The sequence below is a fragment of the Nostoc sp. JL33 genome (genome assembly GCF_017114985.1).
Classification (GTDB): Bacteria; Cyanobacteriota; Cyanobacteriia; order Cyanobacteriales; family Nostocaceae; genus Nostoc.
In genome coordinates this window covers 117,828-132,346 of record NZ_JABXKP010000090.1, presented here as the reverse complement: position 1 = coordinate 132,346, position 14,519 = coordinate 117,828, and the positions used below count along the sequence as shown (strand labels likewise).

General features: G+C 39.5%; 16 protein-coding genes and 1 pseudogene. 11 read left to right on the top strand and 6 right to left on the bottom strand.

Annotated elements, in window-relative coordinates:
- Nucleotides 1-5 precede the first annotated feature (5 nt).
- The 5 genes and pseudogenes from HWQ23_RS27025 to HWQ23_RS27005 all read left to right on the top strand — a co-directional run bounded on the left by HWQ23_RS27025 (nucleotide 6) and on the right by HWQ23_RS27005 (nucleotide 2,676).
- Complete coding sequence (locus HWQ23_RS27025; protein WP_292835427.1) at nucleotides 6-788, top strand: class I SAM-dependent methyltransferase; 783 nt, start codon at nucleotides 6-8, stop codon at nucleotides 786-788.
- A gap of 24 nt (nucleotides 789-812) precedes the next feature.
- The gene (locus HWQ23_RS27020) at nucleotides 813-1,277 is read left to right on the top strand and encodes a GNAT family N-acetyltransferase (RefSeq protein WP_292835424.1); all 465 of its coding nucleotides are present in this window, start codon (nucleotides 813-815) and stop codon (nucleotides 1,275-1,277) included.
- A 6-nt stretch (nucleotides 1,278-1,283) separates the two neighbouring features.
- Nucleotides 1,284-1,793 (top strand): GNAT family N-acetyltransferase, encoded by a 510-nt coding sequence (locus HWQ23_RS27015; protein WP_292835421.1) that lies wholly within the window; start codon nucleotides 1,284-1,286, stop codon nucleotides 1,791-1,793.
- Between the two features lie 23 nt (nucleotides 1,794-1,816).
- Nucleotides 1,817-1,903: pseudogene (locus HWQ23_RS27010) on the top strand (4Fe-4S dicluster domain-containing protein); the annotation flags it as partial.
- A gap of 383 nt (nucleotides 1,904-2,286) precedes the next feature.
- Nucleotides 2,287-2,676, top strand: coding sequence for a pentapeptide repeat-containing protein (locus tag HWQ23_RS27005; RefSeq protein WP_292835418.1), 390 nt, complete (start codon nucleotides 2,287-2,289; stop codon nucleotides 2,674-2,676).
- Between the two features lie 299 nt (nucleotides 2,677-2,975).
- Here the strand turns inward: HWQ23_RS27005 and HWQ23_RS27000 are convergent, their stop codons facing one another.
- Nucleotides 2,976-3,518 carry an REP-associated tyrosine transposase gene (locus HWQ23_RS27000; protein WP_292835415.1) on the bottom strand — a complete coding sequence of 181 codons (543 nt, stop codon included), beginning with the start codon at nucleotides 3,516-3,518 and terminating at the stop codon, nucleotides 2,976-2,978.
- A gap of 100 nt (nucleotides 3,519-3,618) precedes the next feature.
- Here HWQ23_RS27000 and HWQ23_RS26995 point away from each other — a divergent pair, with 100 nt between their 5' ends.
- From HWQ23_RS26995 to HWQ23_RS26980, 4 genes are all read left to right on the top strand, one after another.
- A complete protein-coding gene (locus HWQ23_RS26995) occupies nucleotides 3,619-3,846 on the top strand; it encodes a 4Fe-4S dicluster domain-containing protein (RefSeq protein ID WP_053455107.1) in 228 nt (75 codons plus the stop codon).
- A 33-nt stretch (nucleotides 3,847-3,879) separates the two neighbouring features.
- Complete coding sequence (locus tag HWQ23_RS26990) at nucleotides 3,880-4,845, top strand: HEAT repeat domain-containing protein (RefSeq protein WP_292835406.1); 966 nt, start codon at nucleotides 3,880-3,882, stop codon at nucleotides 4,843-4,845.
- 161 nt (nucleotides 4,846-5,006) lie between these two features.
- Nucleotides 5,007-6,134 (top strand): Mrp/NBP35 family ATP-binding protein, encoded by a 1,128-nt coding sequence (locus tag HWQ23_RS26985; protein WP_292835403.1) that lies wholly within the window; start codon nucleotides 5,007-5,009, stop codon nucleotides 6,132-6,134.
- Between the two features lie 142 nt (nucleotides 6,135-6,276).
- Entirely contained in the window at nucleotides 6,277-6,678 is a 402-nt protein-coding gene (locus HWQ23_RS26980) for a fasciclin domain-containing protein (RefSeq protein WP_292835400.1), read from the top strand.
- A gap of 383 nt (nucleotides 6,679-7,061) precedes the next feature.
- On the opposite strand, the gene HWQ23_RS26975 is transcribed toward HWQ23_RS26980, so the two are convergent.
- From HWQ23_RS26975 to HWQ23_RS26965, 3 genes are all read right to left on the bottom strand, one after another.
- Nucleotides 7,062-8,390, bottom strand: a complete 1,329-nt coding sequence (locus tag HWQ23_RS26975; RefSeq protein WP_292835397.1) for an ATP-binding protein — start codon at nucleotides 8,388-8,390, stop codon at nucleotides 7,062-7,064.
- Nucleotides 8,391-8,480: 90 nt separating this feature from the next.
- Entirely contained in the window at nucleotides 8,481-9,824 is a 1,344-nt protein-coding gene (locus HWQ23_RS26970) for a tellurite resistance TerB C-terminal domain-containing protein (RefSeq protein ID WP_292835394.1), read from the bottom strand.
- A gap of 99 nt (nucleotides 9,825-9,923) precedes the next feature.
- A complete protein-coding gene (locus HWQ23_RS26965; RefSeq protein ID WP_292835391.1) occupies nucleotides 9,924-11,276 on the bottom strand; it encodes an ATP-binding protein in 1,353 nt (450 codons plus the stop codon).
- A gap of 87 nt (nucleotides 11,277-11,363) precedes the next feature.
- On the opposite strand from HWQ23_RS26965, the gene HWQ23_RS26960 reads away from it, so the two are divergent.
- Nucleotides 11,364-11,681 (top strand): TMEM14 family protein, encoded by a 318-nt coding sequence (locus HWQ23_RS26960; RefSeq protein ID WP_292835388.1) that lies wholly within the window; start codon nucleotides 11,364-11,366, stop codon nucleotides 11,679-11,681.
- 70 nt (nucleotides 11,682-11,751) lie between these two features.
- On the opposite strand, the gene HWQ23_RS26955 is transcribed toward HWQ23_RS26960, so the two are convergent.
- Both HWQ23_RS26955 and HWQ23_RS26950 read right to left on the bottom strand, forming a co-directional pair.
- Nucleotides 11,752-12,636, bottom strand: coding sequence for a fructosamine kinase family protein (locus HWQ23_RS26955; protein ID WP_292835385.1), 885 nt, complete (start codon nucleotides 12,634-12,636; stop codon nucleotides 11,752-11,754).
- Between the two features lie 216 nt (nucleotides 12,637-12,852).
- Entirely contained in the window at nucleotides 12,853-14,136 is a 1,284-nt protein-coding gene (locus tag HWQ23_RS26950; RefSeq protein ID WP_292835382.1) for a M16 family metallopeptidase, read from the bottom strand.
- Between the two features lie 184 nt (nucleotides 14,137-14,320).
- Here HWQ23_RS26950 and HWQ23_RS26945 point away from each other — a divergent pair.
- The coding region (locus tag HWQ23_RS26945; protein ID WP_292835379.1) for a hypothetical protein at nucleotides 14,321-14,519 on the top strand (199 nt) is incomplete at its 3' end.

The following is a 14,519-nucleotide window of genomic DNA, read 5'->3' as shown; positions in this document are numbered from 1 at the left end:
CTAATATGTCTATATATAATTCAATTGGTCAACAATACTCAAAAACTCGCGTTCCTGATATCCGTATTGTCAATAAATTAATTGATTTACTCAATTTACCCAAAGGTAGCATTATTGCTGATATTGGCGCTGGTACTGGTGGTTACAGTCTAGCGCTAGCTAATAAAGGATTTCTTGTTAATGCTGTTGAACCTTCTATAGTAATGCAAAAACAAGCAGTAGAACATCAGCAAATTAAGTGGTTTACTGGTTATGCAAAAAATCTACCTCTACTAGATAACTCTGTTGATGCTGTTGTAAGTATCCTGGCAATTCATCACTTTTCTCATCTCGAAAAAGCTTTTCAGGAAATGCACAGAATAATTAGAGATGGGGCAATAATTTTGTTAACTTTTGATATTAGATTAGCTCAGAAGATATGGCTTTATGATTATTTTCCGTTTTTGTGGGAAGATGCGTTACAATTTTTACCACTTAACGAACAGGTTAATTTAATTCAGAATAATACTAAAAAGCGTGTTGAAGCCATACCCCTTTTATTACCATACGATTTATCTGATTTATTCGCAGCAGCAGGCTGGAGACGGCCAGAGTTATATCTTCAACCAGAAGTACGTGCAGGAATATCATCTTTTGCTTTAGCTAATCAAGATTTAGTAGAGCAAGGAGTAAAGTTACTTGCAGCAGATTTAAGTAGTGGAGAATGGAGCAAAAAATATGGTGATATTCACAATTTGACAGAGATTGATATAGGCTATCGTTTTCTGCGTGCAACGCTGGATAACTAAATAATTGTAATTTAAAATTAAATTATGATAAACAAAGTTAGTGTAAGTGAGAAAATTAAAATTAGACAAGCTGAGATTAAAGATGTAGAGAGAATTGCTAGTCTTTGCGAACAACTTGAATATTCTGTGACAAATCAACAAATAGAGCAGCGCCTTACTAAAATTAAAAATAACGATGCTCATATTGTGTATGTTGCTACTCTAGAAGATGAATATGTAATAGCTTGGGCGCAGGCTCATATTTGTGACTCAATAGTTATTCCGACTCCTGCAATTATTTTGGGATTAGTTGTAGATAAAGGCTATCGTCATCATGGAATTGGACGTTTTTTGATGCAGGAAATTGAACAGTGGGCTTCTCTGGCTGGATGTGATAGTGTTCTACTACGTTCTAATATTAAACGCAAAGAAGCTCACTTGTTTTATGAGAAAATTGGTTACACCAATATAAAACAGTCACTGGCTTTTCATAAACAATTGGTTTGGTAAAAGAATATGCAGTTAATACAAACATTTACTACTCAGCGTCTGCTTGCTGAACGTCTGCGATTTAAACATTTGAATGAACTTCATCGTATGCATCAAGATCCGCAAGTTATGGCAAGTTTGGGTGGTGTTCGTTCTGATGAGGAAACACGGCTATTTATTCTAAATAACTTGAACCATTGGCAGCGTTATGGATTCGGATTATGGGTATTTCGAGACAAAATTAATAATCAGTTCGTTGGTCGTGCTGGTCTTCGGAATACTGATGTAGAAGGTAACGATGAAGTAGAATTAGCTTACGCTCTAATAGCTAAATTCTGGGCTAAAGGGTTAGCAACAGAAATGGGTGAGGAAATATTGAAAATTGGTTTTGAACTGCTGAAGGTGCCAGAGATAGTTTGCTTTACTCTAACGACTAACAAAGCGTCACAAAGAGTTATGGAAAAGTTGGGGTTTCAATATGAGCGTGAGATTATCCACGCAAGTTTACCGCATTTGTTTTACCGCTTAAAAGTTTAATTACAAAATAAGGGAGAAATTTTATGGCTTTAATCAATCAAAGAATAGATGTTCCTGTAATCGTTGATGAATCGAAATGTTTAGAAAAATGCACAGCCTGTATTGAAGTGCGATCGCTATCTCGCGTAGGTTGGGTGGAACGTAGTGGAACCCAACACATGATATCGGGAAAGCAGAAAATATTTACACTATAATAATCTCTCAATTTCTTGGATAAAATTAATACTAAACCTATTTTATATATTTAATTATTCGCTAAGATTAATATCGCTTGATGTTGGGTTACGGCGCAATACAAATAGTTCATTTTGTTGCCAAGATACTAACTTGCGCCTCCACCCAACCTACAATAACTTGCGCTTCGGCAAGTTATCCTTGGGGGAGGTTTTTGAATTTCGAGATTGATGTCGAAGGGGGTTACGGATTGGATTAAATTGTTCCAGAGGTTGAGAGCAGTAGAATTGATTGTAGAAAGTAATTGAGGAATTGTAGTATGACCGATCTGACTGCTGAAGAACTGCTCAGACGCTATGCTGCTGGAGAGAGAGACTTTATAGGAATCAACCTGGCTGGAGTCAACTTGAGTGGTCTCGACCTGAGTGAGATTAACTTGACTAATGCCGATCTGAGCCAATCGAATTTGGTCGGCATCAAGCTCCGAAGAGCAAATTTGCGAGGGGTTAATTTATATCAATCTGGTTTGCTTGATGCCGACCTTACTGAAGCCGATCTTAGAGATACCATCTTGGAAAATACTGGCTTTGATCGCGCTAATCTCAGGGGAGCTATTGTGGATGGTGCTATCCAGGATGCCGTCTTGGAAGACACTATTATGCCCGATGGGCAAATAGTAACTTGTTATCCCTGGGAAATGCCACAATGAATTTGAGAATTCGTCTTGATTTTCTTCTGATAGAAGATTGGCAGTGCGATCGCTATCTCCCGTAGGTTGGGTGGAACGTAGTGGAACCCAACACATGATATCGGAAAAACAGAAAATATTTATATTATAATAATCTTTAAAGTTTTTGATAAAATTAATGCTAAACCTATTTTATATATTTAATTATTCGCTAAGATTAATATCGCTTGATGTTGGGTTACGGCGCAATATAAATTGTTCATTGTGTTACTAAGATATTAACTTGCGCCTCCACCCAACCTACAATAACTACGAATAGATTATTCATTTCCTACATCTTCGGGAAATTCTATCTCTATTCCTAAACCCCAATCTATATCGTAAATTCCTTTGTTTACATACAAAATGAAACTTGAATAATTCCAATCTTTAGGTGCTTTAACATATCCATGCTTGACAGGATTATAATGAATATAATCAACATGATAAATGAAATCAATTTCGTCTTGAATTTGATGTTCCCAAAATCGGCGTTGCCAAATAGCTTTTTCACCTTTCTTTCGACGTGATACAGAGATTTTCCCTTGATATTGAATATCACAATGATGGGTAAAATAATTTTTTATTAATCGCCAACGATCCGAAAAATCACTGTCTCCTGGTGGTAACGTCCAAATACAGTGTATGTGGTTTGGTAATATGACAATGGCATCTACAATAAATGGAGATTTACTCATTACTTCTCTGAATGCTTGTCTTAACAGCAGAATATTCTTTGCATTACAAAGAAATTCCCGGCGGTTATGAGTAACAACGGTAAAGAAAAATGTACCTCCTTCTATCTTGGCTCTGCGATATTCCATAATGCCTATAAACAACCTACAATCGTGAGATAATTCATGCAAGCTTACCCCATTTATTTTACCGTTTAGCAGTTTCAGTACAAAATCATGGAGTTATTTTATGGCTTTAATCAATCAAAGAGTAGATGTTCCTGTTATCGTTGATGAATCGAAATGTCTAGAAAAATGCACAGCTTGTATTGAAGTTTGTCCCTTGGATGTGTTGGCAAAAAATCCAGAGACGGGGAAAGCGTATATGAAATATGATGAGTGTTGGTTTTGTCTACCTTGTGAAAAAGAATGTCCAACCAATGCAATTACAGTACAAATTCCATTTTTATTACGTTAAATCTTCTCTTATTTTTTTCTGTGGTAAAAATTAATGAACGATGACCTCAAGCATTGGCTAGAAATGTTGCGATCGCCTGATATAAATGATCGTCTAGTAGCTGTCAAAACCTTACAACATCTAGGCGATGAAGAAACAATAGACGCTTTAATCATCGCTTTGAAAGATGAACATATTGCTGTTCAAAAAATAGCGATCGCTGCCCTTTGGGAAATTGCCAATCCTGTTGCCATCCCGGCTTTAATTGAATGTCTTACTTCAACAGATTCAGAGATTCGTACTGAAGCTGCCTCAGCTTTAAACGAGTTAGTTACACAAGATGAATTGTTACTTTTACTAGATAAACTACAAAGTAATGATCTAAATTTTCAATTAAATATTTTAGTGCTTTTGCGGAAGATACATGACATTCAATCTTTACCCGACATTTTACCATTTTTAGAATCAAAAAGTCCTGAGTTAAGAGAAGCAGCCGTTACCACACTGCGATATATCAATCAACTAGGAAAATGTCCACAAGCTTTAAATTTAATCTTTGATCAAGAAGCAAATGTACGTCGTGCTGCTGCTTTAACTTTAGAACATTTACAAGATACAGAAGTGATTACAATACTTTGTCAAGCCCTCACAAATGATAGTGACTGGCAAGTTCGCCGGAATGCAGCGAAATCTTTGGCTATTCAGGAAAATTCTCAAGCGATTTCCGCATTAGAAATAGCTTTAGATGATGAACATTGGCAAGTGAGGAAATCAGCAGCACAAGCGTTGCAAAAAATTCCAGATATTCAAGTTATGCCGAGATTAATTCAAGCATTAACAGATGAATATGCAGATGTACGGAAAGAAGCTGCGATCGCACTTGGGAATTTAGCTCATCCTGACGTTATTAACCCCCTGCAACAAGCCTTAGATGACCCTGACAAAGAAGTGTCCATCCAAGCGCAGCGGGCAATTCAGAAGATTAAAACAGATAGAATAGTCTCAATCGAGGAGAAATAACATAAGGGAAGTGCAATGGGAAATCTATTTCCTGGAATCGACTATGGCGACGACTAAAAGATATTATTTAGAACAACCATAATTGCAATACAAATAATTATGACGCACGCATCGTTTGAAGAGATGCAAGATTTGACAAACATATTTTTGTGGAGTTATAAATGTCTTACCACCCATCCCCCTTTCAGCATTCGGAAGATCCAGTAAAACCAGATACTAATCCCCATCAGCAAGAGGTCGTCCAACTCCTCAAAGAGGTTATCGAGCCTACCTTAAAAAAGGATATCATTAGTTTGGGAATGGTGCGGAATCTCCGCATAGTTGATGACTATGTTTACTTGCGTTTATATATCGGTTCCCATCAGCACCAATTACAGACGGAGATTCAATCTAAATTATCATTTCTAACTTGGTGTAAAAAAACTTACATTCAAATTTGTACAATTCCTGGCGTAAAAACAACCCTAGCAGTCTCTAGTGGTAAAGGTGGTGTGGGCAAATCAACAACAGCCGTCAATCTAGCCGCCGCTTTAAGATTACAGGGTGCAAAAGTTGGGCTATTAGATGCTGATATTTATGGGCCGAATGTGCCGCAAATGTTGGGTTTAGGACAAGCTGATATTCAAGTAATTAATACTCCTACAGGTGATAAGTTTTTACCTCTAGAAGTTCAGGGAATAAAAGTGATGTCAGTTGGTTTACTTGTAGAAGCAAATCGTCCTTTGGCATGGCGTGGGCCTGTTTTGCATAAAATTATCACTCAATTTTTGCAAGATGTGGAATGGGGCGAATTGGATTATTTATTAATAGATTTACCTCCTGGAACAGGTGATGCTCAAATTACAATTATCCAAGAAAGCCCCGTTTGTGGAGTTATTCTAGTGACAACTCCTCAGCAAGTAGCGATCGCAGATGTACGACGCAACATATATATGTTTCGCCAAGTGGGCGTTCCCGTGCTTGGCATCATTGAAAATATGAGCTATTTAATCTGTAGTGATTGTGGCGTACACACGCCAATTTTTGGCAGTGGTGGCGGCGAACAACTCGCAGCAGAATTACAAGCACCACTGCTGGGGAAAATTCCCATTGATCCCGATATTTGTAGCGGTGGTGATACTGGAAATCCGATTGCAATCAGCGTAAGGAAAGCCCGCGATTCGCCTAGCGTCTCCTTGGCGCAGCCTCTCGTAGAGAAGAGTTGGCATCGCACTTCACCTGCAAGTGAAGTTTTTGTACAAATTGCCACTGCGCTTGATGCAACTTTTACCAATTGTAGACAAAGGTAATTGCCAGAAGCTTGCTGTGACTAGGCTGTTGTTTGGACGGGGGCATTCTTCAATTGAATCTAACTTAGGTTGATAGCCTAAAAATACATTTATGTGTTAAATCTCTTAACATCAAGTTTTCACACAATTAAGGTGACATCAGATGCCGGATATTATAGATACTGCGATTAATGCAGGTTCTTTCAACACCTTGGTAACAGCTATTACTACTGCTGGTCTTGATACTGCACTTAAGGGAGATGGGCCATTTACTGTCTTTGCACCAACAGACGAAGCCTTTTCCAAACTCCCATCAGGGGCTGTAGAAGAACTACTAGAGGATGTCATTAAGTTAAGAAAGGTTTTAGAGTACCATGTGGTTTCTGGCAAGATTAAGGCGGCTGATTTAGTTCAGTTGCAAAAGCTAACAACGACCGAGGGAAAAGATATCAAAGTTAATACTGAGAATAATGTTAAGGTGAATGATGCTTACATTGTGACTTCCGATGTGGAAGCTGACAATGGTGTTATCCATGTTATTGATAATGTGTTATTCCCTGAATAACTTTCTTGAGACAGTTGCGTTCGTTGAAATTTGTCATTTCAATCGGATGAGCATTTAATTTTTTGCGTTTGGTGGCAATCAAAATGACCCAAACCAGATATGCTTATTCAGATTGAATAGTTAATTAGGACTTACGCACTGTACAAATGCATCGTGATCCCAATTAAGGATCTTGAGGAAATTTTCAGGCTTTTCTTAATTATCCTGCGATGCCTACGGCGGTAAACTACGTAAATAGATCATGCTGTAGGGGCACAGCATTGCTGTGCCCATACGAAAAATATGGTTTTTAACCTTGATTTATATTTGGTATTTATTGTCAATGCGTAAGTCCGATAATTTTTAATTTCGAGAAGCGACTTGACGTACCGCTTTCAGATTAATCACAAACTAAATTCTGCTGCGCCATCCTCATCCACATCTGCATCCTTACCCACAGCAGTAGCTTTAAATTTAGAGCCATGAATTAATTCAGTAAACGCAATTCCTGGATTTTGGTGAAGAATATTCAGCACACTCATAAAATCTCGCACAATTTCCCCTGGTGTAAGTAATGCTTCTGCACCCAAGCGATTAATAATTTCTTGCACAAACTCCTTCAACTCACGATTTGTCAAAGTCTGTTCATACCCAAAATTGAGAGCATGAATCTCAGCTAAACGTTGCAGAAGCGTCAAAATTTCTGCTTCACTCAATGGATTTAGCCGAATCACTGGCCCTAAATATTCCTGAACACCAGATTGTGCAACAAAACGGCTTTCTTTTGTACGTCTTTGCCAAGCTTGGTCTGCAAAAAGTCCCCGTTTGGGGTCTTCTAAAAATTTAGTTGTTCCACCAACAACAATGCCAAGATGTTCTGCTTTGCACTGCATGGTGTCGTTAAACATTGCTAGAAGTCGATTATAATTCTTTTCGCGCGTGACTGTAGTAGATATTTGATATAAATGTACGGCTTCATCAACTAGAATTAACAGCCCTTTATAGCCAATCTCAGCTACAAATTTCGCAAAGAGTTTTATGTAGTCATACCAACTATCATCATCAATAATAACGCGTACTCCTAAAGCTGCTTTCGCCTCAACTTTAGTAGTAAATTCTCCCCGCAACCAGCGCATTGCCGCATTTTTTAAATTATCATCATCCAATCGGTAGCCACGCCAATAAGCAATAATCACACTACCAAAATCAAAACCGTGAACTAAGTCTTCAATATCCTGAACTACTTCCCTAATTTTCGATTCAACTTGGTCATCAAAACCATCCTCATTCGGACGCATTCCAGTTTCTTTAACCACTTCTTGTTGAATTTTATTAATCCATCCTTCTAAAATAGAGACTAAAGCACCACCATCAGGACGAGTTTTTGTAGCTAGGTGGCTGATTAATTCTCGATAAGTCGCTACACCTTCATTCTTGCTTCCAGTCAATCGGCGTTCAGGGGATAAATCAGCATCAGCTACTACAAAACCTTGCTCCATAGCCCGGTTGCGAATTAGTTGCAGTAAAAAACTTTTCCCGGAACCGTAGTTACCAATTACAAAGCGAAATGCTGCTACACCTTCTGCAATATCATCGAGATTTTGTAATAGGCTTTTTAGTTCTTTTTCTCGACCTACTGCTATATATTCAACTCCCACTCTTGGTACTACCCCCGCACCAAGGGAATTGATTAAAGCAGTGGAGATTTTTTTCGAGATTTTGAGCTTGGCCATGTATTACACTTCACTTTATTCTAAACGCAGTAAGTAAGTAGGTAAGGTACATATTCACCTTACTACTAATTTGACGACTGCAATAATAATTTAATTTGAGGAAGCATGTCTAGCCATAAGGTCTTCATACATTGCAATTATCTTTTTGACATGCGTCATATGTTCTTGATAAACTTCTGGACTTTCCGAATCTGTATTAATTATTAATTCACCAATAGTATCATTTGCGCGTTCATTTATAGAATCAATTAATAGATTCGGCATAGTGATGTTTGCTTCGGCAATTTTTTTAATAGCAGCATTGGGATTATCTTGTTCGACTATAGCTTTTAATACTTGTAACTCATATCCTGGGAGATTTTCTCTAAAATTAGTCCATTCTTCAGGTAAATTCCCCGATGTATCAACTTCCGAAATGTCACTGACGGCTGAAGTTCCAATTATTTCCGAAAAAGGGAACAATTCAATGTCATCTTCTTGGGAATTGTCAGACAAAGGCTGTGGATTAAAGGTTTCTACTTGTTGGAGTAATTCCCATACTTGATTTTGCAATGAGTCTCGTTCTTCTTGCAATAATGAAACTTGCCCTTGCAACTGCTGTAATTCGGCTTTTTGTTCTGCTAGTTGGGTTTGTGAAGAATTCAGGATAGCTTGGATATTTTCTCTTTCGGCTTTTGCCGCTATCAGCAATTGATTTTTTTGGTTTGTCTCAAGTTCTAGTTCTTGAATTGCAATTCGCAGTTCGTATAATTTTTCTTCTAATTGGGGTTTGAGTCTGCCTAAAAGAGTTAAATTGCTTTCAACTTCTTGTTTCTCCTGCTGGAGTTCAGAAATTTGACTTTGCAACTGCGTGATTTCAGCACGAGATAGATTAGAATTCGACTCTAGACGGCGCTTTTCTGCTGTAAGGATAGAAAAAGCATTGTTCAATTCCCCTTGATTTTTTTGCAAGTTATTAATTTCAATTTGCAGACTATTGATTTCGGTTTCTAACTGCTTTTTTTGTCCAGCAAATGTTCTTAATTCTCGATGTAGACTATCCCTTTGGTTACGGGTTTCTGTTACTTGATTTTGCAATTGTTGTGACTGAGCATATAATAAATTATGATGTTCTTCGAGTTGATTTATTTCTCTGAGAACACGAGCCTTCAATCCCTCCATATCTTTAATTCGCTTGCGGAGAGAACCTAAAACAAACATTTCATAATTTCTGCGTCGCTTATCTACGAATAATGCTGCTGCATAGATAGTAACGGCAGTAATTACACCTGTGAGAAAGGCTTTATTAAAATCCCAGTTTGGGACAAGGCTAAGGCCAAAACTCACACTAAAGGCAACTATCCCTAGTATAAATCGATTACTGATCATTACTGATTGCATATTGCTGGTTTTTAGCGTACTTAAATTATCAGAATAAGTAGTTCTTAAGGTCATTAACCCTCTCATAGTCGTTCTGAAATCTTTAGTTGTAATTATTGGTGTATAACATTGTTCTGTAAGTAAGAAAAAAGTGCAATCATTAATGAACTAATTTTAATCTGAAGTTTTGGATGTATCCTTATTTACATGAAATCTTAAGTCTGCTTTTAAAAAATCAACAAACTGCCGTGCTGTGCGTCCAGAACGACCATTATGGCGAGTTGCCCACTGTAATGCTTGAAATTCCAAATCTTCTTGGGTAATATTAATTTCAGCTTGTGCGGCTAAATGCTCTACAATCTTTAAATAAGTTTTCTGATTGGCTGGTTCAAAGGTCAAGGTTAAACCAAAGCGATCGCTAAACGAAAGTTTCTCCTGCATCGTATCCCAGGCATGGATTTCCTCGTTATCTTTAGGTGCAGGTCTATCCACAAAAAACTCCCGAATCAGGTGACGGCGATTGGAAGTAGCATACACAACTACATTTTGAGGACGCGCGGTTAAATTCCCTTCTAAAACTACCTTGAGGGCTTTAAAAGCATCATCATCTTCTTCAAAGGAAAGGTCATCAACAAAGATGATAAATTTTTGTGACGCCCCCCGTAAATGTTCCACAATTTTTGGTAAGTCTTTTAAATCAGATTTTGACACTTCCAACAAGCGGAGGCTGCGATTACTATATTCATTCAACAAAGATTTCACCAAAGAAGATTTGCCAGAACCGCGACTACCGTAAAGTAATACATGCAGTGCCATTTCTCCTGATAATAAAAACTCTGTATTTTTTAGCAAAGCATCTCTTTGAGACTCGTAACCAACAAGCGCACTCAGCTTAATTGGGTCAGAATACCGGATACCGATAAACTGGCCAGCTTGCCAGCGTAAAGCGCCATATTCTGCAAATAAACCAGAGCCACATTGCCGATAATAAGCTGCTAACTCTTCTACAGCATCACCCCAATTATCTAACTTTTGTAGATATGTAGCGAACTTTGTCTCTACTCCTATCAATTCTTGCTCTTTATACCACACTACTGGTGAAATCGGCATATGAGCTACAGCTTGTACCCACTCGCTCAAAGAAGCGCTGCTACATTCATAAAGACTTTGCAATATTTGTAAATCATGTTGAACTGCTACTACTAAAGCTGGGGGCAAATCTTCAAATTCTCGTACTTGGGCCAGCTTTGTAAAAGGATTCTCCGAGAAGAGGAGTTGAGTAATTAAATAGTCTTCCCAGTTTTGATTTCTAGCAGCCAAAGTGTGGAAATAACTGCCGTAGGCTTGGAGGCAACCCCGTGCATCAGACTCAGTGTAACGTATAGCTTGCAACAGTTCCAGAAATGCCTTCCCCACTTCGCCTTGCAGAACAGACTGGTAGAGTAAAAGTGAGGCTGCTTGGCGTTGGAGATATTGAACCTTTGTATATAAGGAAGTACTTGCTATTGGCATCGCTTGATTATCCATCAATAAACTGTGTGGTATAGCTAAATAGCTATGGTAAATTGTCTGCTGACCCTGGCAGTAAAGTCAAAGTCTACATAGGTTTTAACAATGAATTTAAGTATAATTGCTGCTTTTGGTTACGGCATATTAGCGATCGCTGGTGGCATTATTGGCTACATCCAGGCTAGAAGTAGGGTTTCACTCTTAAGTGGCACCATTAGCGGTTTATTACTAATAATCGGCGCTTTCTTTCAACTCCAAGGGCAAACCTGGGGTTCGATTTTAGCAGTGATAGTTACTGCTATTTTAGTAGTCGTGTTTACAATTCGGCTGGTAAAGACACGCAAGTTTATGCCTGCGGGATTAATGACGATTTTGGGTATGTTGGCTTTGGGGGTGATGGTGAAGCAAATGGTGGGGAATTGAGGGGTGAAATTTAAACGCTCCAGGAGCGCAAAGGGAAGCCCGGAGGTACGCAAAGTAGGCAATGCTGTAGTTAGCGCAAAATCTCGTCAATCATTCGGTTCGCCTGGGAAGCATAGCCACCGCCAAATAAATTGAAGTGATTCAAAATGTGATACAGGTTATAGAGCGTTTTTCTCTGCTCATAGCCTGGATTTAAAGGAAAGACTTCGTTATAACCTTTGTAAAACGCTGCGGGGAAGCCACCAAACAATTCTGTCATGGCAATATCAACTTCGCGATCGCCAAAATAAGTTGCTGGATCAAAAATCACGGGTTCTCCTGATGTTGTACACCCAGCATTTCCGCCCCATAAATCACCATGTACTAAAGAAGGTTGCACCTGATGATTTGCCAATAATTCAGGGATTGCTGCGAGTAATTTTTCTTGTTGGGGGAAATTTCCTCCCCGTCGCCTTGCCAACTGAAATTGATAACCCAGGCGATGTTTAATATAAAATTCTGTCCAGTCTGCTGTCCAAGTATTGATTTGGGGCGTGGAACCAATAGTATTGTTAATTTTCCAACCAAAACCTTCGCTACTGCTAGCTTTATGCATCGCCGCCAACTTGCGCCCCATCTCTTCCCATCGCGGAGCGTCTCGTAGAGAAGAATTGCTGTTACCGTTACCAAGTTCTAACCATTCCAGGACGATGTAGCTAGAATTCTCAGCTACACCCCAACTTAGAGGATTTGGGACGCGAATACTAGCTGTTGCTAGCATTTCCTTTAAACCCAATGCCTCAGCCTCAAACATCGCAGCTTGGGATGCTTGGTTAATCTTGACGAAGTAGGTTATCTCACCATTGGAAACAGCATAACCTTGGTTGATACATCCGCCACCAACCGATCGCTGTTGCTGACTCTGGAATTTTTCGCCTGTCACTTGGCTAATATGAGTATCGATTTGAGTCCACATGATTAAATAATTGGGGAGTGGGGAATGGGGAGTAGGGAGTGGGGAGTAGGGAGTGGGGAGTAGGGAGTGGGGAGTAGGGGATGAGGGAGATGAGAGAGAGTGAGAATTTTAGATTTTAGATTTTAGATTTTGGATTAAAGAATTGAAATTTAATCCAAAATTGAATTGCCCATTCCCCATTCCCCACTCCCCACTCCCCACTCCCCATTTCCTAATTTACGGCTTGACGACAACTACACCATAAGCATCTGGAGAAAGATACTCTTTGGCTGCTTGCATCAAGTCAGTTGCATCTTGGCTCTGAATATCATCTGGGTAGTTAAAGGCGGGTTCCAAATCTCCCACCAAAGACTGATAGTAACCATACAACCCAGAGCGATCGCTTGGTGTTTCATTGCCAAAAATAAATCTGTTTGCTACTCGCCGGCGCACACGGGCAATTTCTGATTCTGATACCAACTCGGTTTGGACTGTGCGAATATGTTGTGCGATCGCATCCTCTACTTGTGCTAAATTTTCCACTGCACATTTAGCTGAAATATAAAATGTCCCTTGCAGCTGATTGCTCATGTTGCTCACAGAAATTGAAGAAACTAATCCCCGTTCTTCTCGTAAATCCCTCACCAGTCTTGATGTCCGTCCGTGTCCCAAAATTCCGGCTAAAACATCCAATCCATAGGTGCGATCTAACTGGGCTATTCCTGGAACCCGCCAAACCATGACTAGTCTTGCTTGCTGGAGACTTTCATCTACAAATTCTCGACGCACAATTTCTGTAAATGGTGGCTCAGTAGGCAGAGACGCGATTAATGGCGTCTGTACTGGAGAGTCCTGAGCTTTATTAGCTTTTGTAAATCCTTCAGCAACGGTTGCAATTAATTCTTCCACAGGCAAATTGCCCACAGCTACAGCAGTAATTGATCGGGGTTGATACCAATTAGCATGAAAATCCCGCATCTGCTGAGGTTTAAGTTCGGCGATCACCGATTCTGGCCCCAATACCGCACGGCGATAAGGTAGCTCATCAAAGGCTGTCTCCATCGCCCGTCGAAATGTACGCCGTTGGGGATTATCCTCTGAACGCCTAATTTCTTCTAAAACTACTAATCGCTCACGTTCAAAAGCATCATCAGGAATACTCGCATTAGATACTACATCTATTTGTAGTGGAGCAAGATCGGCAAAATCTTTGGGGGCAGTGGTTATATAGTAATGAGTATAATCTTGGCTAGTAGCGGCATTGGTAACAGCACCCCGTTCTTCAATTCGACGTTCAAATTCGCCGCTAGCCAGTCGTTCTGTTCCCTTAAAAATCATATGCTCTAAAAAGTGAGCCATGCCGTTAATCGCATCAGATTCTACTGCTGAACCAACTTTAATCCATACGTTCAGGTTTACAGCTTCAACTGGCATCTGCTCCGCGATAATTGTCAAACCATTGGGCAACTGATGCAGGGTTGGGGTATTAAGACGAGAAAATTTCCGCAGGGTTGAAGTCATTGCTACTTGTGTGAGGAGCTACGTTACCTCTTTATCTTATCCGTGACCGAAGAGACAGGGGAGCAGGGGGCAGTTCTTGCTGGGAGCAGGGGGAAAAAGAGTTTGAGCCTTGTTTACAAATAATGCGTATAAAAGGTTTTACTACGCAAAACCTGTCCCTCTCAGACTCAGGTGCAATCAACAAATGCGAACCCCGAATCAACAAATGCGAACCCTAAATCAACAAATGCCAACCCCGAATCAACAAATGCGAACCCTAAATCAACAAATGCGAACCCCGAATCAACAAATGCGAACCCCAAATCAACAAATGCGAACCCCGAATCAACAAATGCGAACCCTAAATCAACAAATGCGAACCCCGAATCAACAAATGCGAACCC